This is a genomic window from Tangfeifania diversioriginum (assembly GCF_900141875.1).
GTDB classification, from domain to species: Bacteria; Bacteroidota; Bacteroidia; order Bacteroidales; family Prolixibacteraceae; genus Tangfeifania; species Tangfeifania diversioriginum.
Window position 1 is genome coordinate 227,059 of sequence record NZ_FQZE01000001.1, and the last position, 22,078, is coordinate 249,136.

Consider the following 22,078-nt stretch of genomic DNA (forward strand, 5'->3'; position numbering starts at 1 on the left):
CAGTTTTTTAATACCCCGGATTCTGGGTCAGGTTTGTATTGGCAATTACATCTGCTGCCGGAATCGGGAAAATATCGAATTTGGCATCGATAGAACGTCCCTCTTTCACGGCACCTTTCCACGACCACAGGTAATCGCCTCCGCTAAACAGGCCAAAACGAATGAGGTCGGTACGGCGCTGGCCTTCCCAGTACAATTCGCGTGCGCGCTCATCGATAATAAAATCGAGTGTCAGATCGCCGGAAGCAATATTTCCGTTTTCATCGCCATAAGCTCTTTCGCGCAGCATGTTAATGTAGCCGAGCGCAGTTGCCTCGTCGCCACCTGTTCCACCGCGCAGAACTGCTTCTGCATACATCAGGTACACATCGGCCAGGCGGAAGAGCGGGAAGTCGGTATCCACATATTCAATGTCCGACCCGATATTTCCGTCAGAAGTAATGTTTTTCCATTTAGTAACAGCATAGCCGTTTGTAAACTCAAACATATCTTCAATCTCAAGTGTCTGCCCATCGGTATGAAACATACCGCGACTGTCGGAACTGAATTGTTCCATAGTATAAGTATAATCCGGCGTACCCAGGTAAAGTTCAATTTTATATTTTCCTGGTTCGTCAACCGGGATGTCAGCTCCACCGTAATCCAGAATTCCATCGGTATCGTTATCCCCCAGGTTAATGTCCCAGCCATCATTGGCCCTGAATTTAAAAGCTCCTGAACCGAGTTCAGCAACAACGGTCCACACTTTTCTTTCGGCATCGAATTCCATCGGAGTGCTGTTGTCCCATCCACCGGCAGTGGCATCACCAATCAGTCCCCAGTCCGTTTTTACCGAAGTGTACAACATGTCATTCAGATTGACATTAATTTTGTACATTCCGGTTTCGGGAGCTACCAGATTGGCACCGTTGGCTTCCAGTGTTCCATCAGCATTGTCATCACCCCAATTCACATCCCAGTTAGGTCCTTCGGTAAATTTATATTCTGAATTCGCATCAGCAAACCAGATATATCCCTCGTAATTATTGTCGGAGTTTACAGATGCCAGGTTAGGAGCAGCATCCGGGGCCCAGTCGCCTTCGCTGTAACCACTGGCTGCCTGGTATCCGCCGGGTACATAAATCACCGGGTACTCCACTGCACTTTTATAAGGAATCCGGGCATTTTTCAACGTTTCAAGGTCTAGGAATTTGCCCACGAATTCTTTGGTCACGCGGGTGCCGGCCCACCCCCCGTCAATGCCGAATTTATCTGGATCCATATGGTCACTAACAGCAGCCCTTATAATGAAAGTAACACCTCCATAAGTTTTGGTATTGTTTCCATCCTGGGTAATAGGGAAAATAATTTCATTGGATCTGTGGTTATCGGCCATAAAAAGATGCTGGTACTCGGGTTCAAGTGAGTAACCGGCATTCAGAATTTTATTACAGTAGGTTAAACATTCCGTATATTTAGGTTGACTGATATAAACCTCTGCATTCAGGTACAATTTGGCCAGCAGGGTCCAGACGGCTGCCTGATCGGCCCGGCCGTATTCAACTTCTCCGGGAGCCGTTAAATTTGGTTCAATATCGAGCAACTCCTGTTCAACATAGGCAAACAGGTCGTTCCGGTTGGTTTGCTCCGGAAAAAATGATCCTACAATATCTGCTTCGGTAACAAAAGGCACATTGGCAAACATGTCGATGGCGTGCCAGTAGCTGAGGGCCCTTAAAAAGCGGGCTTCGTATCTGTAAAGTTCAATTTCGGAACGGATGGTCCCATCGATTCCCCGCTCGTCGAGTTTAGCCGGAGTAGTTTCACGAATAAATTCATTGGTGAGCGATATTTGGTAAAATACCCTGTAGTACATGTTGGCAATGAATTCGTTATTCGAGCCCCAATCCATTTCCTGGTAATCGCGCAGGTTACCGTCGTTCCAGGCAACTACTGCTTCGTCGGTTGTCAATTCCTGGGCATACCAGTAGGCACGCAGGTACTGGCCAAACCCTTCATCGAGGCCGCTCAAATCGTTGGCACCTGCAGGCCCTTCCTGTCCACTCAGTGCGAGACCGGCATACAATTTTGCCAGTACATTTTTATAGTTATCAGGATTGGCATACACATTTTCCGATGTCACCACATCTTTGTCGAGTGGCACCGTATCTAAATCGTTGATGCATGATGTAAATGCAAAAAGAACTGCAATTACAAAGATGCCTGTTATTTTAATTTTATTTTTCATCTTACTTTTTATTTACTGGTTAAAAATTGATGCTTACCCCCATCATATATGTACGCGGGCGGGGATAAATGTTGTTGTCAATCCCGTTTCCAACTTCCGGATCGAGTCCTTCGTAGTCGGTAATAACCAATACATTTTGCACTGTACCGTATAGCCTGATATTCATCCGTTCCTGGTAAAAATTTGAAAATGTATATCCCAGGCTGATGTTATCGAGTCGAACAAAAGAAGCATTGCGAATATAATAGTCGGACCAGTATTTTGGATTTTCAAACCCTGAATCGAAAACACTTTCGTTGAGGTTATTTAAATAACCGGCTGAGTTGTAAAGATTATTAAATGTGGCCTGCCCCGACCATACATTGTTGTACACATAGTTACCAATGTTGCCTCGTCCGTTAAATGCAAAATCCCAGTTTTTGTAATTTATTTTTGAAGAAAAACCGTAAAAAGCATCGGGAGCTGGTTTTTTGTAGCGGTATTTGTCATCGTTGGTAATTACGCCGTCACCGTTCCGGTCAACGTATAAACCTTCAATTGGCGATCCTGCCTGATCGTAAACCTGTTCGTAAACAAAAAATGAATTGGCCGGGTAACCCACACTGTGAATCTGGATATTGTTTCCAACCGCACCGGAAATTCCTCCCACTTCAACACCAATATATGTAGGATCGTCATAAGCGGTTAATTTGGTAATTTCATTTTCGTTATACGAAACATTAAATCCAATATCCCAGCTAAAATTTTCTTTCGAAACAGGAATGGCGTTGATGCTGAATTCAATCCCCCTGTTTTCCAAATCACCAACGTTGGTCAAAATCTGGTTGGTGAGGTTTGTACCTGCGGGAACCGGAATGAAGTTAATCAAATCGTCAGTAACCCGGTAATAAGCATCAATGCCACCGGAAATACGGTTGTTTAAAAATCCGTAATCCAAACCAATATTGTAGGTAGTTGTTTCTTCCCATTTGATGTTTGCATCGTAACCTTCGGGTCTGATTGTAGTGTAAAACTGGTCGCCAAACTGATAGCGTGCCTGATTACCACTGTAAGTATAACGTGGCATGTACGGATAATCATTATCTGAAATGTTTTGCTGACCTGTCACACCGTAACCGAGACGCAGTTTGAGGTCGGAAACTGTTTCTGAATCAGCAAGAAACGACTCTTCGGCAATTTGCCAGGCCAGTGCAACCGATGGGAAAAGCCCCCAGCGGGTATCGGGCGAAAACCTCGATGATCCGTCCTGCCTCACTGTAAATGTGGCGAGGTAACGCTCTTTAAACGTGTAATTCAACCTGCCGAAAAAAGAAACGAGGTAGTTTTCGGTTTCGTAATCAGTGTCTGAAGTCGTTTCAGTTTGGCTGGCATTTTGGGTGAGTGAAGTACCGGCTCTCCAGAAATGCTGCCACGAGTAACCACCCATAATATCGAAACGACTGTCGATGGCATCCACATCTTTCACGTAATTCAGATAAAAATCAAGCAGTGAATTCCGCTTGTCCTGTGTGTATTCGGTATTTTCACCACCGCCTTTTAACTTATCGTAAGCCCACGGTGCATTCTCAGGAACCAAAATTGTGCCTTCACTGTCGGAAATATCATATCCCATATTCAGGTTAGCCCTTAAATCGGGGAAAAAATGAAAACGGTAATCAATTTCAGCATTTCCAATGCTTCTTCTGACGGTTGACTGATCGTCGCGCATATTGAGCTGCGCCACCGGGTTCATATTGGCAATCGGGATAGGATCTCCGTTTTGCTGCACCCAGGTGAAATATCCGCCATAAGGACTTCCGTTGTAAACTTCTTGTGTGGGGTCGAAACTGGCGGCTGAGCCGATGGCTCCCCTGTTGGCAAAAATATTATTCACAAGCATTCCCTTCACATTCAAATTCATCCGGAGATGATCATCGAAAAACGACGGGTTGATGCCCAGCGAACCGGTAACCCTTTCCATGCGGTCGGTTTTGAGAATACCTTCCTGGTTGGAATAACCTACCGAAGCCCTGAATGGAAGTTCTTTTATGTTTCCTGTCAGGCTCAGGTTGTGATCCTGCCCCAGGGCAGTTTTGTACACTTCGTCCTGCCAGTTGGTTTCGGTATTTCCGAGCAGGTTAATCGCATTCGGGTTGTTTGCATAACGTTCCTGAACCAGGCTCCTGAACTCATCGGCCGATAACGACGGAACTTCATTATATTTTGCACTAACAGAGAAGTATTGGTTGTAGCTCACGCTCAACGGAGTTCCTTTCCTTCCTTTTTTGGTGGTAATAATAATTACTCCGTTGGATGCACGCGAACCGTAAATAGCGGTTGCCGAAGCGTCTTTTAAAACGGTAAAAGTTTCAATATCGCTTGGGTGAATGGAGTTCAGCGGGTTTTTCATTCCCGAAATTCCGTCGTTGTCAACCGGAACGCCGTCGATTACAATCAACGGATCGTTACTGGCCGAGAGTGAAGAGCCTCCGCGGATACGGATAGTTGCACCTTCGCCTGGTGAACCGCCGCCTGTGGTAATTTGCACCCCTGCAATTTTACCTGAAACCAGTTCCTGGGGCGAGGTAATGGCCCCCGGGTTGAAATCATCGGTGTTAACGGCCTGTACCGAGCCGGTGGCGTCTTCTTTTTTCACCTGGCCGTAGCCTATCACCACCACTTCACCAAGTGCTTCAATCGACTGCGTGAGTTGAACACTCAACACATCTTCGGTTCCCACAACTACCTCCTGCGGTGTGTAGCCAATAAATGAAAAACCAAGCGTTTGGCCAGGTTCCACATCTACCGAAAATTGCCCGTCAACATTTGTAATTGTTCCTCGTGTGGTTCCTTTAACCACAATTGTAACTCCAGGTAAAGGTTCGCCGGTTTCAGCATCGGCTACTTCACCTGTTATTGTTTTTTGCTGTGCGTAACCCGTTAAAAAGGTTAGAAAAGCAACCAAAAACAATAGTAATTTTAGGTTTTTTCGAATAATATTCATCGTAATTAAATTATTAATTAGTAAAATTTCACTTTGTCGAGTTAACTTTTTTGAAACGGCTAAAATCAACATTATACGACTGTTAACTGCACGAGCAAAGCAAAAATCCTCGTTGCAAAACTACCCAATTCTTAACAGATGTTATTTTTTTTACACCTCCCGCAACAATGCAATCGTTTGCGGTTACGTTTGCATCAATTATGTTATAAAACAGGTAGGGGCTGGTTGGTATAGTTGTATATATCAGGGAAAATGATTTTGAGCTTTCAAACTGAAATTTGTTTTGGTATTTTTACCGCCAAATTGTAAAAGATGACCGGACATAAATCCATAAATACAATAAAAACTGCAAAATCTCCAGGTAAACCATTTTTGAAATGGGCGGGTGGAAAAGGTCAGTTGCTTGCAGCTTTTCAAAAATTTTACCCCAAAGAACTTTCGGGGGGAAAAATTGAAAACTACTGCGAGCCTTTTGTTGGCGGCGGCGCCGTTTTTTTCGATATCGTGCAAAATTATCCTCTAAAATCGGCTCTTTTGTGCGACAATAACGAAGACTTGGTTTTGACTTACCTTGTTATTCAAAACGAGGTACAACCCTTAATTGACCAGCTGAACCGGCTCCAGCACCAGTACCTGAAGCTGAACGACGAAAAACGCACAGCCTATTACTACAAAGTGCGTGAGCAATTCAACAAGCAAAGGAAATCGGTAAACTTCAACAGGTTATCAGTGAAATGGACCAAACGGGCCGCACAAATTATTTTTCTGAACCGCACCTGTTTCAACGGATTGTTCCGGTTCAACTCCAGGGGTGAATTTAATGTTCCGCAGGGCAGGTATAAAAATCCGAAAATTCTGGATGCCGAAAATTTGCTAAAAATTTCAAAACTGCTTTCTATTGCAGAAATCCGAAAGGCCGATTTCAGAGAAATTAAGGGTTGGGTAACCGAAAACACCTTTGTTTATTACGATCCGCCCTACCGGCCGCTGAACCAAACTTCGAGCTTTACTGCTTACAGCAAAAATGCGTTTGGCGACCCCGACCAAATAGCTTTAGCTGCGCTTTTTTCTGAACTAAGCCAGAAAAGAGTAAAACAAATGCTGAGCAATTCCGACCCCAAAAACCATAACCCTGAAGACCGTTTCTTCGACGAACTCTATTCCGGATTTTATATATCGCGTGTTCCGGCACGAAGGTCCATCAATTCCAATGGCTTAAAAAGAAATGCCATTAACGAAATCATTGTAACCAGTTACCCGGTTTAACTACAGATTTTTAGAAAAACTCCTGTTACTTTCATTTGAATTTGGTAGCTTTAGAAACGGAAATCTATCTTTTTTTATAATGAAAAGACCGCTTGCCACCATAAAAGATATTGCTCGGGAGCTAAAGGTCTCACCCTCAACCGTATCGAGAGCGCTTAAAGATCATCCCGACATCAGTAAGGAGACCAAGCGTGCCGTGAACGAACTCGCCAGAAAAATGAACTACCAGCCCAATGCATTGGCAATCAGCCTAAAATACCAAAAAAGCAACACCATCGGCGTTATCATTCCGGAAATTGTACACTACTTTTTTTCATCGGTTATCAGTGGTATTGAAGATGTGGCTTACGATGCCGGAATAAATGTTATCATTTGCCAGTCGAACGAAAGATACGACCGCGAGGTGGCCAATGTAAAAACGCTGCTGGCCAACCAGGTAGATGGAATTCTGATGTCAGTTTCGAAAGAGACGGAGGATTTCCGGCATCTGGAATATATTCGCCAAAACCAGGTTCCCCTTGTTTTTTACGACCGCATCATTCCGGGATTTGTTACCGACCAGGTGATTATCGATGACTTTGAAGCCGCCTACCAGGCCACAAAACACCTGACCGACACAGGAAGAAAAAAAATTGCCCATTTTGCAGGGCCGCAAAACCTGCTGCTCGGACGTCAGCGAAAAGCAGGCTACCAGAAAGCTATTTCCGAAGCAGGATTAACAACCGGTGATGAACTGATTTTCAATACCGATAGTTTTGAAAAAGCCCACCTGACAATTTTAGACATCCTGAACAAAAAGACTGAAATTGACGGTCTTTTTGCCGTTAACGATCTTACGGCCATCGGAGCCATGAAAACCCTTTTAAAACATGGCGTAAAAATCCCTCAGGACGTTGCAATTGTAGGTTTTTCCGACGGGAGGCTTTCAGGAATTACTGATCCATCATTAACTTCGGTCGATCAGCACGGTTACGAAATGGGCTCTGCTGCTACCGAAATGCTTCTGCGAAGAATCACTTCCCAAAAAGATTACCCGGCTGAAACAAGAATTCTGAATGCCAATCTCATTGTCAGGGAATCATCAGAAATTTAAAAAATGAAATTATTTTTTGCTTCTCCGCAAACGTTTGAAACAGCTAATCAAGCTACAAAGCTACCATTTTCAGCCTGTTGTAAAATCTAAAATATTTGTTTTTTTTAAAATTTATGCCGTATATTTGATTTGGCTTATCACATTATACTTCTTATCTGCAACGCAGCAAATCTCCCAAAATGTAATTTTTTACATTACAACTATTTAACTTAAATATTGAATTATGAGTAAGAAACCTACGCTCAGTTTTTGGCAGATCTGGAATATGAGTTTCGGTTTTCTGGGCATTCAGTTTGGTTTTGCATTGCAAAATGCCAACGTCAGCCGTATTTTCGAAACACTGGGGGCCGAAGTGGAGAATATCCCCATTTTGTGGATTGCCGCACCGGTAACCGGGCTGGTTATTCAACCCATAGTTGGCCACATGAGCGATAAAACCTGGACCCGCCTGGGGCGCCGCCGTCCCTATTTTCTGGTGGGAGCCCTGCTCGCCTCGCTGGCGCTGATTGTAATGCCCAACTCTCCAGCGTTGTGGGTAGCTGCCGGGATGCTTTGGATAATGGATGCCTCCCTCAATATTTCCATGGAACCGTTTCGTGCATTTGTGGGCGACATGCTGCCCAACGAACAGCGCACCCGCGGTTTTGCCATGCAAAGTTTTTTTATTGGGACAGGTGCCGTAGTTGGGTCACTGCTTCCTTACATAATGACCAACTGGCTCAACATCCCCAACACTGCCCCCGAGGGGGTTATTCCGCCTTCGGTACGTTGGTCGTTTTACATTGGAGCGCTTGCATTTTTTCTCGCCATTCTCTGGACCATTATTTCAACCAAAGAATACCCACCCGAAAAAATGCGGGAATACGAGAAGGAAGAAAGAGAAACCAACCGGGTGGGAGTAGATTATAACGAGGATCCTGTTCCAAAGCAAAAATTCATTTCGCTGGGAGGTATTTTTGGAATAATCGGACTGGCAATTGTGTTGCTGGCATACTTCTTTGGGCTGAAAAAAGAGCTTTACATTTTGGGCGGACTGATGATTGCCTTTTTTGTACTGATGCTTCTGGCGTGGTTCCTGAAAACAAAAAACCGGGAGAAAAACGGACTGATTGAAATTTTTTCGGATTTAATTCGCATGCCGGCCACCATGAAACAGTTGGCGGTAGTGCAGTTTTTTTCGTGGATGGCGCTGTTTGCTTTGTGGATTTATTCCACTGCCGGCGTTACCAGCCATATTTACCTGACAACCGATCCCACTTCGCTGGAGTACAACACCGGTGCCGACTGGGTAAACGTGCTTTTTGCCGTTTACAACGGCGTGGCGGCGCTCGTGGCATTTTCACTGCCCGTGCTGGCAAAACACACCAGCCGCAAAACCACGCATTTTATTTGTCTCATGCTTGGTGGAATTGGAATGGCATCCATGTTTTTATTCAATAATCCTGATTTGCTAATCATTCCCATGATTGGAATCGGCATTGCCTGGGCAAGTATTTTGTCGATGCCTTATGCCATTTTAACCGGCTCACTGCCCTCGCACAAAATGGGAATTTACATGGGAATATTCAATTTTTTTATTGTGATACCGCAAATATTGGCCGCCACAATTTTAGGATTTCTGGTAGAAGACATTTTTAAAGGAAGGCCAATTCTGGCGCTGGTTTTTGGAGGTGCTTCCATGATGATTGCAGCCATAACCGTGCTTTTTGTAAAGGATGTGGCCGCCGGCGAAAAATGATTCACAGCAACCGGAATTTTGACTGGTATTTTTTTACACTCATAAGAGAAAAAAATGAAGAATAACATCATTCACGACGAATGGAAAATTATAGAGGAAGGTTTCAATCCTGAAAATAACCGGATTTCTGAAAGTATTTTCAGCATCGGGAACGGGAAAATGGGACAGCGTGCCAACTTCGAGGAGCAGTATTCGGACGATTCGTTGCAGGGCACCTACATTGCCGGGATTTACTACCCCGACAAAACCCGTGTGGGCTGGTGGAAAAACGGATACCCGGAGTACGTTGCCAAAATTATTAACTCTGCCAACTGGATTGGGATCGACATTCAGATTGCCGGGGAAACACTCGATTTGGCCAAAACAAAAATTGAAAAATTCCGTCGTGTACTCGACATGAAAACGGGAGTGCTTTCACGCAATTTTGTGGCCACAATGCCCGGCGGACAAAAAGTGGAAGTAAAATCCACGCGCTTCGTCAGCATCGACGATTCCGAAATCGGGGCCATTCGTTACTCGGTAAAAGCACTGAACTTTTCGGGCGAAATTACGGTTACTCCCTACCTCGACGGCGACGTAAAAAATGAAGATGCCAATTACGATGAAAAATTCTGGACCGAAATCTCGAAAGAAATAAAGGCTGAAGAAGGTTACCTTACACTCGAAACCCTGAAAACCCGTTTCCAGGTTACCACCGGAATGTGGTTCAGCGTTCTGAAAAACACAAACAAAGTGGATGGAAAACCCGAGAATGCCATCCGTGAAAAGTACATTGGCGCATCGCAAAAAATACAGGTTGAAAAAGGAGATGAACTCACGGTTGAAAAACTCACAGCTACTGTTTCGTCGTTAAACCACCCCAAAAAACAACTTGTTTTACAAGCAAAAAAAGCTGTAAAAAGAGCTGCCACAGCGGGATTCGATAAACTTTTTGCCAACCATAAAAACTGCTGGCTGAAAAAATGGGAAACCAGCGATATAAAAATTGAAGGCGACATTGCCGCTCAGCAGGGAATCCGCTACAACATTTTTCAGCTAAACCAAACTTATACCGGCGAAGACGAACGGCTGAACATTGGCCCCAAAGGATTTACCGGCGAAAAATATGGCGGCGTTACCTACTGGGATACAGAGGCCTACTGTCTTCCATTTTTTATGAGTACCGCGCCCCTCGAAGTGGCAAAAAATTTACTGCTCTACCGCCACAAACATTTAAGCAAGGCCATTGAAAATGCCAAAAAATTAGGCTTTAACTGCCAGGCTGCTCTTTACCCAATGGTGACTATTAACGGAGAAGAGTGCCATAACGAATGGGAAATTACCTTCGAAGAAATTCACCGCAACGGTGCAATCGCTTATGCCATATACAATTACATCAACAACACCGGCGATAAAGAATACCTCGCTCCTCACGGTTTCGAGGTACTTTTGGCCATTAGCCGGTTTTGGAGCCAGCGGGTAAACTGGTCGGCCGAAAAGCAAAAATATGTGATGCTCGGCGTGACGGGTCCCAACGAATACGAAAACAATATCAACAATAATTTTCACACCAGCTACATGGCGGTGTGGACGCTGAAATACACACTCGAAGTCATCGACTTTCTGAAAAAAGAGTTCCCGTTTCTTTTCGAGGAACTAATTAAAAAATGGAAATTCAACGAAATTTCGGAAACCACCGTTTGGAAAGAAATCATTGAAAACATGTATTTCCCATTCGATGATGAAAACCAGGTGTTTCTTCAGCAAGACGGGTTTAAGGACAAAAAGCTGATTCCGGCCGCTGAACTTCCGGTAAAAGAACGGCCCATCAATCAAAAGTGGTCGTGGGACCGGATTCTGCGTTCGTGTTATATCAAACAGGCCGATACACTGCAAAGCATTTTCTGGTTCGAAGACGATTTTTCGGATGACCAAATTAAACGGCACTTCGATTTTTATGAACCGCTCACGGTGCATGAATCGTCGCTTTCGCCGTGCGTGCACTCCATTTTAGCAGCTAAAATCGGGTACGAGAAAAAATCGTACGAAATGTATTTGCGCACTGCCCGTCTCGATCTGGACAACTACAACAACGACACCGACGACGGTCTGCACATTACTAGCATGGGCGGTACCTGGATGGCTTTTGTGATGGGATTTGGAGGTGTGCGCGTGAAAAACAACCGGCTCGTTTTCAATCCGTTTCTGCCAAAAAAATGGAAAGCCTATTCTTTCCGTATCAATTTCAGGGACGCTCATCTCGAAGTAAAAATGGAACGAAACGGATTCACCGTAGTGAATCATTCCAATCAAAAAACCTCCATTCAGGTTTGGAACAAACAAGCTGATATTGAAGGCAATAAACACGTAAAATTTAAAAACTCAAAATAATATGAAACGCACTGTTTTTTCTGTTATCATTATCCTCATCACCCTGAATTTGGCATCGGGCCAGATTCAACTCGAGAGAGTGGAACCTATGTTTTGGTGGGCCGGAATGAAATCGCCCGACCTACAACTGATGGTTTATGGCGAAAACATTTCGGAAACCGACGTTTCGCTTGAATACCCCGGCGTTGAACTGGTTTCGGTCGCTAAAGTCCAAAACCCAAATTATCTTTTTATTGATTTAAAACTTTCGGAAACTGTAAAACCGGGTAGTTTCGTACTTCTTTTTCAAAAAGAAAATGAAACGGTGGAAACGTATAAGTATGAATTGAAAGCCCGTGAAAAAGGCTCGGCCAGCCGCAAAGGTTTCGACCAGAGTGATGTGATTTACCTGATTACGCCCGACCGTTTTGTGAACGGAAACCCGGACAACGACGCGGTGGAAAGCATGAAAGAATTACCCGACCGCACCGACCGCGACGGACGACATGGCGGCGACATCCGCGGAATCATTAATTCGCTGGATTACCTGCAGGACATGGGATTTACCGCCATCTGGCTCAACCCGGTGCTGGAAAACAACATGACGCAGGTTTCGTACCACGGCTACTCCACCACCGATTTTTACAAAGTTGACCCGCGCTACGGCTCCAACGAAGAGTACCGCGAACTCAACGATGAACTCGACAAGCGCGGCATGAAGCTGATTATGGACATGATTTTCAACCATTGCGGATCGGAACACTGGTGGATGGAAGATTTGCCGATGAACGATTGGATAAACAATTATCCGGAATACAAAATCACCTCGCACCGGCGCACCGTTAATCAGGACCCGCACGCTTCACAGGCCGATTACAAAGCCATGGTGGACGGCTGGTTTGTGCCCACCATGCCCGACCTGAACCAGGAAAATGAGTTCATGAAAAATTACCTCATCCAAAACAGCATCTGGTGGATTGAATTTGTCGGGCTGGAAGGAATCAGGCAGGACACGTGGCCTTACCCAGACAAACAGATGATGACCGAATGGACACACCGGGTTTTGGAAGAATATCCGGATTTCAACATTGTAGGCGAGGAGTGGAGCCTGAACCCGGCCATTGTTTCGTACTGGCAAAAAGGCCAGAGAAACTTCGACGGCTACGAATGCCACCTGCCCAGCCTGATGGATTTTCCGCTGCAGGATGCTGTCAGCCGCGCACTTCGCGAAAATGAAGACTGGGGCTCGGGGCTTGTAACCCTGTACGAAATGCTGGCCAACGATTTTTTGTACCCCAATCCGGAAAATCTGGTTGTTTTCCCTGACAACCACGATATGTCACGCTTTTTTGTGCAAATGGGCGAAGACGTGGAGTTACTGAAAATGGGGATTGCCTATTTTCTTACAACACGCGGAATTCCGCAATTGTACTACGGAACAGAAGTTCTGATGTCGCATCCCGGCGACCACCATGGCGATATTCGTGCTGAATTTCCAGGCGGTTGGGCCGATCACGACATAAATGCGTTTACCGGCGAAGGGTTGACGTCCGATCAAAAAGAGGTGCAGAACTATATTTCCACCATCCAAAACTGGCGGAAAAACAAAGCGGTTATCCACCACGGAAAATTGATGCATTTTGTACCCGAAAACGGAATTTACACCTATTTCCGCTATAATGAAAATGAAGTTGTAATGGTAGTACTGAACAAAAACCGGGAGGGAAAAACGTTTCCAACAGAGCGCTTCAGCGAAATTATTGAAGGCTATTCTTCGGGAAAAGAAATAATTACGTCGGAATCTATTTCTGATCTTTCTGAATTAAAAGTTCCGGCAAAAGCGGCAATGATTATCGAACTGAAGTAGAAAAACCAATTATTTTCTTTGATCGACCGCAGGAATTAGCGCTAATTCCTACGATCGACCAGAGGAATTCAAGCGAATTTCTACGGTATTGTTTCAAAAATCATTAACTTTGAATTTAAAAAGTAATGATTAAAAGAACTATTGAAGAAAATATCAAACAGCAACTTCAAGGTAAACGGAAAATAATTGTGCTATACGGCCCCAGGCAGGTTGGGAAAACTACGCTTATAAATTCTGTTATCAGTGATTTTCGTGGAAAAGTATTAAAAATAAATGCCGATGAACAACTTTATAACGATGTGCTTTCTTCACGTGATTTTTCAAAATTAAAAGGACTCACAGAGGGCTACGACTTACTTTTTATTGATGAAGCCCAACGGGTTACGGACATTGGAATTAACCTGAAAATTTTATACGACAACCTTCCCGAATTGAAAATTATTGTAACCGGATCATCTTCACTTGATTTGGCGAACCGTGTGAATGAGCCACTTACAGGAAGAATCATTACAAATAACCTTTACCCAATTTCGATTTTGGAATGGCAAAATTTTACCGGATTAAACAATTTTGAAATCAACCGGCAGCTTGAAGAATTAATTCTTTACGGAATGTACCCTGAAATATTTTCCTGGCAAAATTTCAACCAAAAAAGAAAATACCTGGAAGATTTATGCAATTCATATTTATACAAAGATATTCTTTCCCTCGCTAATATTAAATATCCGGAAAAGTTGAACCAGTTGTTAAAATTACTCGCATACCAGACCGGGCAATTGGTTTCGTTGCAGGAACTGGCCACTACCCTGCAAATACACAGGGATGCACTCACCAATTATATTAATTTACTCGAGAAAAGCTTTGTAATTTTCAGGTTATCCGGGCTTAACAGGAACTTACGAAAAGAAGTAGTTAAAATGGATAAAATTTATTTTTATGATACCGGCGTGAGAAATACCCTGATAAATGATTTTAATTCGCTTCAGTTTAGAAATGATAAAGGACAACTTTGGGAAAATTTTATTTTATCTGAGCGAATGAAAGTTAATGCGTATAATGAAACGTTTGTAAACAGCTATTTTTGGCGTACTTATTCCGGTGCAGAACTTGATTTGGTAGAAGAAAAAGATGGCCGGATTACCGGTTATGAGTTTAAATGGGGGAGTAAAAATTCAAAAGCACCAGTTTCCTGGACTGAAAACTATAAAGCGTCCTCTTTCTCATGCATTAACACTGAAAATTTTATGCAGTGGCTGAAACAAGATGAAAAAATAATTTAAAAATGAACAAAACTAATTTCAACTTTCTGCAACTAATTATTTTGGCCTTTGCACTTGCATTGTTTTCATGCAATTCTCCGGCGGAAAAACAAAACGACGAATCCACTAAAAAAGACGACTATAACGTTGCTGCTTACGTTTGGCCATCGTGCCACCACGACGAACGATTTGGCGATATGCTGTGGCCCGAAGGAACGGGCGAGTGGGAAATCATAAAAAAAGGAACTCCCCGGTTCGAGGGGCATTACCAACCCAAAGTTCCATTGTGGGGATACGAGCCGGACGATGACCCGCAAGTGATGGAGAAGTGGATTGACGCGGCCACCGACCATGGTGTAAACGTTTTCATTTTCGACTGGTACTGGTTCGATGAAGGCCCGTTTCTGGAAAGCTCGCTGAACAACGGTTTTCTGAAAGCCAAGAACAGGGACAAAATGCAGTTTTACCTTATGTGGGCCAACCACGATGTGCGCCGCAACTACTGGAATGTCCATAAATTTAGCGACGATTCCTCCATCATGTGGGAAGGCGCCGTGGACCGGGAAAACTTCGAAATTATTGTGAACCGGGTCATTCAAGATTATTTCAGTCAGCCCAACTATTTTAAAATCGACGGATGCCCGGTTTATTCGGTTTTCAGCATTTACAACCTGATTAAAAGTTTTGGCTCGGTAGAAGAAACCCGGGAGGCCATCGACTATTTCAGGGAGAAAACAAAAGAAGCCGGATTTCCTGACCTTCACCTGCAGCTAATTGTTTTTGAATCGCCCAACCAGCAATTGCAACAAAACCTGGAAGCAATTGGGGTGAACAGTATAACAAAATACAACTGGGGCGGCCCGCATCCGGAAGATTACATCCAGTGGGGAACCGAATCGATGGAGCGCCGGAAGCAATGGGACGAAGCGGCTGAAATTCCTTATTTCCCCAATGTTTCCATTGGTTGGGACGATTCGCCACGCTTTCCGCACAAGGGAAAAGAGGATGTGGTGCATTACAACAAATCGCCCGAAGGTTTTGCAGCCCACATGCAAAAAGCCAAAGAATATTGCGATGAACATCCGGAGCAACCAAAATTAATCACTATTTTTTCGTGGAACGAATGGATTGAAGGCGGCTACCTGCTGCCTGACATGAAATACGGCTTTGATCATCTGGAGGCTGTGAAAAGGGTGATGGAAGGAGAATACAATCCCTACCCTTCAAAAAGAAACCAATAATTTCCTGCTGCCGAAATATTTAAAGCATCAAAAAAAATAAAAAAAGTCGTTGGAAAAGTAAACCTTTTTCGAAAAATTCTGTTTAAGTAGTTGAAAGAAATTAGTTAACCCACCATTCAGATGGTTTGGTTTTTGGTTTAGTTTAGGTTTAGGTTGATTGAGAAAAGGCTGGTTATTGAACCGGCCTTTCTTTTTATCCAAATGTTGGAAACTACCGCTTCATAATTCCGTAGCACACAATTTTCAGGATAGTATCCACGCTGCGTTCCAGATTCACTTCACCGTAGTGCCCGGCCGAAAGCGGCATTTCAAGGCCTTTAATGGCAGTGGTAATACCTATAGCAGCCAGGTTAAAATCGTAAATTTCAAACTCATTTTTGCGGACACCTTCAATAAGAATTCGTTTTATCATTCTTATCTCATCCTGTTCGTAGCGGTGTTTAATATCTTCAATAAACTCAACGGCAGTAACATCATTCTCAATGGCATGGTAAAAATTGGCCAGGCTCCTGAAAGTGGTCAGTTTGGTAAGCACGTAATCGCGTAGTTTGTCAACCGGGTCGGTGTTTCTGTTGATTACAATTTCCAGTTCACGGGCCAAAATCTCAACCTCTTTCATAATTACAGCCTGAAAAAGATCTTCTTTACTTTTAAAATAGTAGTAAAGCGAGCTTTTCCCTTTTCGCACCGCATTGGCAATATCGTCGAGTGTGGTTTTTTTGTAGCCGTATTTGCTAAAAATTTCGCGCGCAATTTTAAGAATGTTCTCTCTGTTCAGATCTCTCTTGCTGCCGTTTTCAGAAATGGTTTGCATCTTAGTTTGTTTTGCTGCATTAATACAGGAAGCAAATATAATTAAATATTTTACCTGCTAAACTCATTGGAACTTTTTACTTTTACAGACGAATGGCTGCAGATTAATCGCCACTGCCTGCAAATTCCTGAATACACAAACCTCAATATTCGAAATGAGGTTCATTCTCGTCTTCCACAAGCTGAAAATCAAGTTGTTTTCGTTCAAGATTTGTACGCCATATTTTCACTTTTATGTCGGCTCCCAACTGGTATGATTTGTTTTTGTGGCGCCCTACCAGTGCATAATTTTTTTCGTCAAAAACATAGAAATCGTCGTCCAGCTCACGGATGGGAACCATGCCTTCAATTTTATTTTCCAATTCAACAAAAATTCCAAAATCGGTAACTCCTGAAATTACACCGGCATGAATTTCACCCACGTGGTCCTGCATAAATTCCACCTGTTTGTATTTAATAGAGGCCCGCTCGGCATTCACAGCACGCGCTTCCATGTCGGAAGCATGGCGGCATAAATCTTCATATTTTTTTTCGCTGGCCGAGCTGCCGCCATCCAGGTATTTTTCGAGCAGGCGATGGACCATCATGTCTGGGTAACGACGAATAGGCGAAGTAAAATGCGTATAATAATCGAACGCAAGACCGTAGTGGCCAATATTTCGTGTGGAATAAACAGCTTTGGCCATGGTTCTGATTGCCAGTGTTTCCACAAGGTTCTGTTCTTTTTTCCCTTTCACATTCTGCATCAGGTTGTTGAGCGATTTGGAAATCGTCCGGGGTGTAGTCATTTGAATGCCATAACCAAAACGATGAATAAATGAATTAAACGATTCCAGTTTCTCAGCATCCGGTTTATCATGAATACGATACACAAAAGTTTTTGCCGATTTATTTTTCCCTTTTTTGCCGATGAATTCAGCTACGCGTTTGTTGGCCAGCAGCATGAATTCTTCAATCAACTCGTTGGCTTCCTCTGCCTGTTTAAAATAAACCGACAGTGGTTTGCCTTTTTCATCGATATTAAATTTTATTTCGATGCGGTCGAACGCGATGGAACCTTTTTTGAAACGCTCATTTCGAAGTTTAATAGCCAAATCGTTCAAAGTCAGCAATTCTTCAGCCAGTTCTCCTTCTCCTTTTTCAATTATTTCCTGGGCATCTTCGTAAGCAAACCTCCGGTTGGAGTGAATTACCGTTTTTCCAAACCACTCTTTTTTAATACCTGCTTCTTCATTCATTTCAAAAACAGCCGAAAAACAAAGTTTATCTTCATTCGGCCGCAGTGAACAAACCCCGTTTGAAAGTCTTTCGGGGAGCATTGGAACAACTCTGTCAACCAGGTAAACAGACGTTGCACGGTCTCTGGCTTCATCTTCAATTATGGTGTTGGGAGTTACGTAATGTGTCACATCGGCAATGTGGATGCCCACTTCCCAATTTCCGTTGTCGAGTTTCCGTAGCGAGAGCGCATCGTCAAAATCTTTGGCATCGGCCGGGTCGATGGTAAATGTGGTGACATCCCGAAAATCGCGGCGTTTTTTGTATTCTTCTTTTGGAATTTCCAACGAAATTTTCTCCGCTGCTTTATCCACTTTTTCGGGAAAAATGTGCGGCAGTTCATATTCGGCAAGAATGGCATGCATTTCGGCATCGTTATCACCGGTGTTGCCCAGCACTTCAACAATATGACCAATTGGGCTGCGCGCTTTGGGCGGCCATTCTACAATTTCGGCAATGGCTTTCTGCCCGTCTTTTGCTCCTTTCAGTTTTTCTTTCGGAATAAAAATATCGAAGCTCACTTTCCCTGATGGCGCAAGGAATGCAAAGTTGCGCGACATTTCTACGGTTCCTACAAAATGCGTTTTTTCGCGTTCAACTATTTCAATAACCTCCCCTTCCAGGTCGTGTTTTTTGCGGCGGGCATACAGCCGGACTTTTACTTTATCGCCCTCCATGGCGTGGTTGAGATTACGCGACGAGACCAGTACCGGCCGGTCCATCTCTTCGCTGATAATATAGGCAAAACCCTGCGGTTGAAGTTCAACTACTCCGCAAATCGTGCCGGTTTTGGCTTTCAGCTTGTATTTCCCGCGCGAAACCTCATCGAGGTACTCGTCGTCTTTTAATTCCTGCAAAACTATATTTACCAACTGCCGTGTTTCGTTATCCTTAATTCCCAGCCACGAAGAAATTTGCTTGTAGTTTACCGTCTTGCCGGTTTCTTCGTATAGCATGGAAAGGATGATACTTTTGAGTTTCTTTTTATTGAAAGTGACTGATTTTTTGAACTTCCGTTTTTGTTTTTTCTTCTTTTTGGCCATTTATTTTTGTTTTATATAAGGCAAGTTAAATTTTTTATCTGATTCCTACCAGTTTTTTGAATTATTCATTCCATTTTTTTAGCAAAACAAACCTGCATATTTAACAACCCTTAATATTCAATGTTTGCAGGAATTTGTATGTTTGTGGTTCGTTTTTTTGAATAATGAAAATACTTGACAAATTACCATATTTCATTGTGGCTGCTTTTGCCTGGGTTGCAATCGTTTCGTCGTGTGCCAACCAGGGCATGCCCACCGGCGGGCCGCGCGACAGCATTCCCCCGGTGCTTATGAGTACGCAGCCCGAATACAAAGCGTTAAACTTTAGCGGAGAAGAAGTCCAGCTAACGTTTAATGAATTTATTATTCCGGATGCTATTTCAGAAAAGCTCGTGATTTCGCCCCCGCTTGAAAGCCGCCCGTCAATTCTGACCAAATCAAAAACATTGATTATCCGGTTCAACGAAGAGTTAAAAGACAGTTCTACTTACTCACTCGATTTTAAAAACTCGGTTGTTGACAATAATGAACGAAACGAACTGGAAGGCCTGCGCTTCTCATTCAGCACCGGCGATGTGCATGACTCACTGCGGGTTGCCGGTAAAATAATTAACGGGTTTAACCTTGAACCTGAAGAAGAGTCGCTGGTGATGTTGCACAAAAACCTGCACGATTCAGCAGTTTATACACTTCTGCCCAACTATATTGCAAAAACCGACAAAGAGGGCAACTTCCTGATTTCGAACATTGCCCCCGGGGAGTACCACCTTTTTTCTATAAACGATTTGAATAACGATTTGCGTTATAATGAAGGGGCAGAAAAGATTGCTTTTGCAGATACACTCATTGTCCCCGATGCCGAATTTCATGCTGAAGCCGACACATTAACACAAGGACTTGACTCAATGCTCATTGAAGGGCACACCCATTTTTCACCCGAGCCTTTTTTCATGCGCAACTTTACTGAAAACATATATGAGCAATACGTCAAAAAAGCTGAACGTGAAACAAAATATAAAAGCACCTTTGTTTTTAACGAAACGGTTATTGACTCGTTCGGCATCAGGCCGCTCAATGCAGAAACCAAAGACTGGTACATTCTGGAGCCCAATGAAGAGTTCGACTCGCTTACTGTTTGGATAGCAGACACCACGCTGGCTGCCAACGATACTATTCCGGTTGAAATGTCCTATTTTCAACTCGACTCACTGGAGCAGTTCTACCTGCAAACCGACACAGTGGAGTTGGTTTTTACGGAGAAGAAAGAAGAATCAAGACGTGGCAGAAGAGGCAGAAATGAAGATGATGAAGAGGAAGAAGGTCCCGAACCAGTTCCGCAGTTTAACTGGACGACCAACCTCAGCTCGTCGAACTTTGAATTGAATAACGATATTGTGCTGACTGCCCCACAGCCACTGGCAGGAATCGATACTTCGGCGATGTTACTTTACCTGAAGCAAGACACGCTGCAAACACCTTTAAATTTCAATTTTACAAAAGACACAGCAGCCTGGAGAACCTACCGGATTGCCTACAACTGGGAGCCGGAAACCAGTTACACGCTGGTAATCGACTCGGCAGCCTGCATAAATATTTACGGCATAACCAGCAAGGCGCTTGAAAGCTCGTTTAAAACCAGGGCCGAAGATTACTACGGCTCCATCAACCTCGATCTGAACAATGTACCTGGTGATGTTTTGGTTCAGCTGCTTGAAAACGCCGACCAGGAAGAGGTTATCAGAGAAATAAAGACAGACGAAGACGGAACTGTTGTTTTCGATTTTCTTGCACCCGACAAATACAAAGTAAAAGTTATTTACGACCGAAACGGCAACGGGAAGTGGGACCCCGGAAGTTACCAGGATAAGTTCCAACCCGAGCTGGTCAGTTACATCAATGAAGTAATTAAAGTACGCTCCAACTGGGAATGGAAACATGTTTGGGACCTGACACCCGATCCCACCTTCATTAAAAATATCAGGGATAAAGAACTGGAAGAACAACAACGAAAAGAAGCCGAGGAAGACGCAAGGCGCGAATCAGAGCAGGGCACCAATCAAAGACAGCAGCAAAATAATATGTTTGGCCCGGGTGGTGGAATTTCGCCGGGTTCTCTGCGCCCATCCGGAAGGTAATTTCTGAATAATAATTCTGAAAGCAGCATATCTGGCTATGCTTTGCTTTTCACCTGATTTTTCAACAGATCAACCCTCCTTAATCATAATTATTTTATGTTGTAAAAACTAAACAGCGTAAAATGAACGTTATAACAAAAATTGTGAATACCTTTATGTTGTCCGGATAATTTGATTACTGGAAAAATTTGTGGTATTTTTAAAAAGTCCTTTTAAAATTCGGTTGTGCTATGCAAAATACTAAAAATCCGCTCATCTTTATCGTAAATGACAGCACGGTTTACAAAAACCTTATTCTTGGTTATTTAGATTCAAAAGGTTTTTCCAACATTAAAACCTTCCAAAGCGGAGAAGAGTGCCTCAGGTCAATCCACCTGAAACCCGATATTGTTGTTTTGGATTATACATTCGAAGGCATTTCAGGATTGGAACTTATGCGGAAAGTACATGTCGATCATCCGGAAATTGATTTTGTATTTTTGAGTGGACAAAATGATGTGGAAGTTGCTGTAAGCATCATGAAAAAAGGAGCAGCCGATTATATTGTGAAAAACGATCAGGCACCGCAACACCTTTTGCATTCCGTTGAATATTTAATTTCGGCAACCAAAAGCGAAAAAGTAAAAAAAGGCTTTCAAATTGGCGTAATCGGCTTCTTTATCATGATGTTTCTGCTCATCATGATTATTATTCTGATGACAATATTCCTTGAAGATTTCAACCTTTAAAAAATCCAGGCTCCAAAAAAATGAAACAAAAAAGCCGGAGAAGTTGCCCTCTCCGGCT

General features: G+C 43.4%; 13 protein-coding genes. 9 read left to right on the forward strand and 4 right to left on the reverse strand.

Translation table 11 applies throughout. From position 1 onward, the window contains the following. Nucleotides 1–7: 7 nt before the first annotated feature. Together BUC07_RS00940 and BUC07_RS00945 are read right to left on the reverse strand one after the other, a co-directional pair. Nucleotides 8–2,227, reverse strand: a complete 2,220-nt coding sequence (locus tag BUC07_RS00940; protein ID WP_073164166.1) for a RagB/SusD family nutrient uptake outer membrane protein — start codon at nucleotides 2,225–2,227, stop codon at nucleotides 8–10. A 19-nt stretch (nucleotides 2,228–2,246) separates the two neighbouring features. Continuing rightward, a complete protein-coding gene (locus BUC07_RS00945; RefSeq protein ID WP_073164169.1) occupies nucleotides 2,247–5,210 on the reverse strand; it encodes a SusC/RagA family TonB-linked outer membrane protein in 2,964 nt (987 codons plus the stop codon). A gap of 312 nt (nucleotides 5,211–5,522) precedes the next feature. Here BUC07_RS00945 and BUC07_RS00950 point away from each other — a divergent pair, with 312 nt between their 5' ends. The 7 genes from BUC07_RS00950 to BUC07_RS00980 all read left to right on the forward strand — a co-directional run bounded on the left by BUC07_RS00950 (nucleotide 5,523) and on the right by BUC07_RS00980 (nucleotide 16,023). Next, nucleotides 5,523–6,476, forward strand: a complete 954-nt coding sequence (locus BUC07_RS00950) for a DNA adenine methylase (protein WP_073164171.1) — start codon at nucleotides 5,523–5,525, stop codon at nucleotides 6,474–6,476. A gap of 79 nt (nucleotides 6,477–6,555) precedes the next feature. Further along, nucleotides 6,556–7,569: a LacI family DNA-binding transcriptional regulator gene (locus tag BUC07_RS00955; protein WP_073164174.1), complete on the forward strand. Its 1,014-nt coding sequence runs from the start codon at nucleotides 6,556–6,558 to the stop codon at nucleotides 7,567–7,569. Between the two features lie 223 nt (nucleotides 7,570–7,792). Beyond that, nucleotides 7,793–9,307: an MFS transporter gene (locus BUC07_RS00960; RefSeq protein WP_073164177.1), complete on the forward strand. Its 1,515-nt coding sequence runs from the start codon at nucleotides 7,793–7,795 to the stop codon at nucleotides 9,305–9,307. A gap of 54 nt (nucleotides 9,308–9,361) precedes the next feature. After that, a complete protein-coding gene (locus BUC07_RS00965) occupies nucleotides 9,362–11,677 on the forward strand; it encodes a family 65 glycosyl hydrolase domain-containing protein (protein WP_073164180.1) in 2,316 nt (771 codons plus the stop codon). Nucleotide 11,678: 1 nt separating this feature from the next. Then, on the forward strand, nucleotides 11,679–13,523 hold the full coding sequence (locus tag BUC07_RS00970) for a glycoside hydrolase family 13 protein (RefSeq protein WP_073164182.1): 1,845 nt from the start codon (nucleotides 11,679–11,681) through the stop codon (nucleotides 13,521–13,523). A gap of 125 nt (nucleotides 13,524–13,648) precedes the next feature. Beyond that, nucleotides 13,649–14,803, forward strand: a complete 1,155-nt coding sequence (locus tag BUC07_RS00975) for an ATP-binding protein (RefSeq protein ID WP_073164185.1) — start codon at nucleotides 13,649–13,651, stop codon at nucleotides 14,801–14,803. Between the two features lie 2 nt (nucleotides 14,804–14,805). After that, nucleotides 14,806–16,023, forward strand: coding sequence for a glycosyltransferase WbsX family protein (locus tag BUC07_RS00980; protein ID WP_073164187.1), 1,218 nt, complete (start codon nucleotides 14,806–14,808; stop codon nucleotides 16,021–16,023). A 211-nt stretch (nucleotides 16,024–16,234) separates the two neighbouring features. Here BUC07_RS00980 and BUC07_RS00985 read toward each other — a convergent pair whose 3' ends face one another. Together BUC07_RS00985 and rnr are read right to left on the reverse strand one after the other, a co-directional pair. Continuing rightward, nucleotides 16,235–16,837, reverse strand: coding sequence for a TetR/AcrR family transcriptional regulator (locus BUC07_RS00985; protein WP_073164190.1), 603 nt, complete (start codon nucleotides 16,835–16,837; stop codon nucleotides 16,235–16,237). Between the two features lie 142 nt (nucleotides 16,838–16,979). Then, a complete protein-coding gene (gene rnr / locus BUC07_RS00990) occupies nucleotides 16,980–19,157 on the reverse strand; it encodes a ribonuclease R (RefSeq protein WP_073164193.1) in 2,178 nt (725 codons plus the stop codon). A 164-nt stretch (nucleotides 19,158–19,321) separates the two neighbouring features. On the opposite strand from rnr, the gene BUC07_RS00995 reads away from it, so the two are divergent. Next, nucleotides 19,322–21,292, forward strand: coding sequence for an Ig-like domain-containing protein (locus tag BUC07_RS00995; protein WP_073164198.1), 1,971 nt, complete (start codon nucleotides 19,322–19,324; stop codon nucleotides 21,290–21,292). A gap of 230 nt (nucleotides 21,293–21,522) precedes the next feature. Next, nucleotides 21,523–22,020: a response regulator gene (locus tag BUC07_RS01000; RefSeq protein WP_073164201.1), complete on the forward strand. Its 498-nt coding sequence runs from the start codon at nucleotides 21,523–21,525 to the stop codon at nucleotides 22,018–22,020. Nucleotides 22,021–22,078 lie beyond the last annotated feature (58 nt).

Coding starts and splice junctions, on each gene's coding strand:
- BUC07_RS00950 (WP_073164171.1), top strand. CDS start 5,523: ATGACCGGACATAAATCCATAAATACAATAAAAACTGCAAAATCTCCA.
- BUC07_RS00995 (WP_073164198.1), top strand. CDS start 19,322: ATGAAAATACTTGACAAATTACCATATTTCATTGTGGCTGCTTTTGCC.
- rnr (WP_073164193.1), bottom strand. CDS start 19,157: ATGGCCAAAAAGAAGAAAAAACAAAAACGGAAGTTCAAAAAATCAGTC.
- BUC07_RS00940 (WP_073164166.1), bottom strand. CDS start 2,227: ATGAAAAATAAAATTAAAATAACAGGCATCTTTGTAATTGCAGTTCTT.
- BUC07_RS00965 (WP_073164180.1), top strand. CDS start 9,362: ATGAAGAATAACATCATTCACGACGAATGGAAAATTATAGAGGAAGGT.
- BUC07_RS00975 (WP_073164185.1), top strand. CDS start 13,649: ATGATTAAAAGAACTATTGAAGAAAATATCAAACAGCAACTTCAAGGT.
- BUC07_RS01000 (WP_073164201.1), top strand. CDS start 21,523: ATGCAAAATACTAAAAATCCGCTCATCTTTATCGTAAATGACAGCACG.
- BUC07_RS00985 (WP_073164190.1), bottom strand. CDS start 16,837: ATGCAAACCATTTCTGAAAACGGCAGCAAGAGAGATCTGAACAGAGAG.
- BUC07_RS00980 (WP_073164187.1), top strand. CDS start 14,806: ATGAACAAAACTAATTTCAACTTTCTGCAACTAATTATTTTGGCCTTT.
- BUC07_RS00970 (WP_073164182.1), top strand. CDS start 11,679: ATGAAACGCACTGTTTTTTCTGTTATCATTATCCTCATCACCCTGAAT.
- BUC07_RS00955 (WP_073164174.1), top strand. CDS start 6,556: ATGAAAAGACCGCTTGCCACCATAAAAGATATTGCTCGGGAGCTAAAG.
- BUC07_RS00960 (WP_073164177.1), top strand. CDS start 7,793: ATGAGTAAGAAACCTACGCTCAGTTTTTGGCAGATCTGGAATATGAGT.
- BUC07_RS00945 (WP_073164169.1), bottom strand. CDS start 5,210: ATGAATATTATTCGAAAAAACCTAAAATTACTATTGTTTTTGGTTGCT.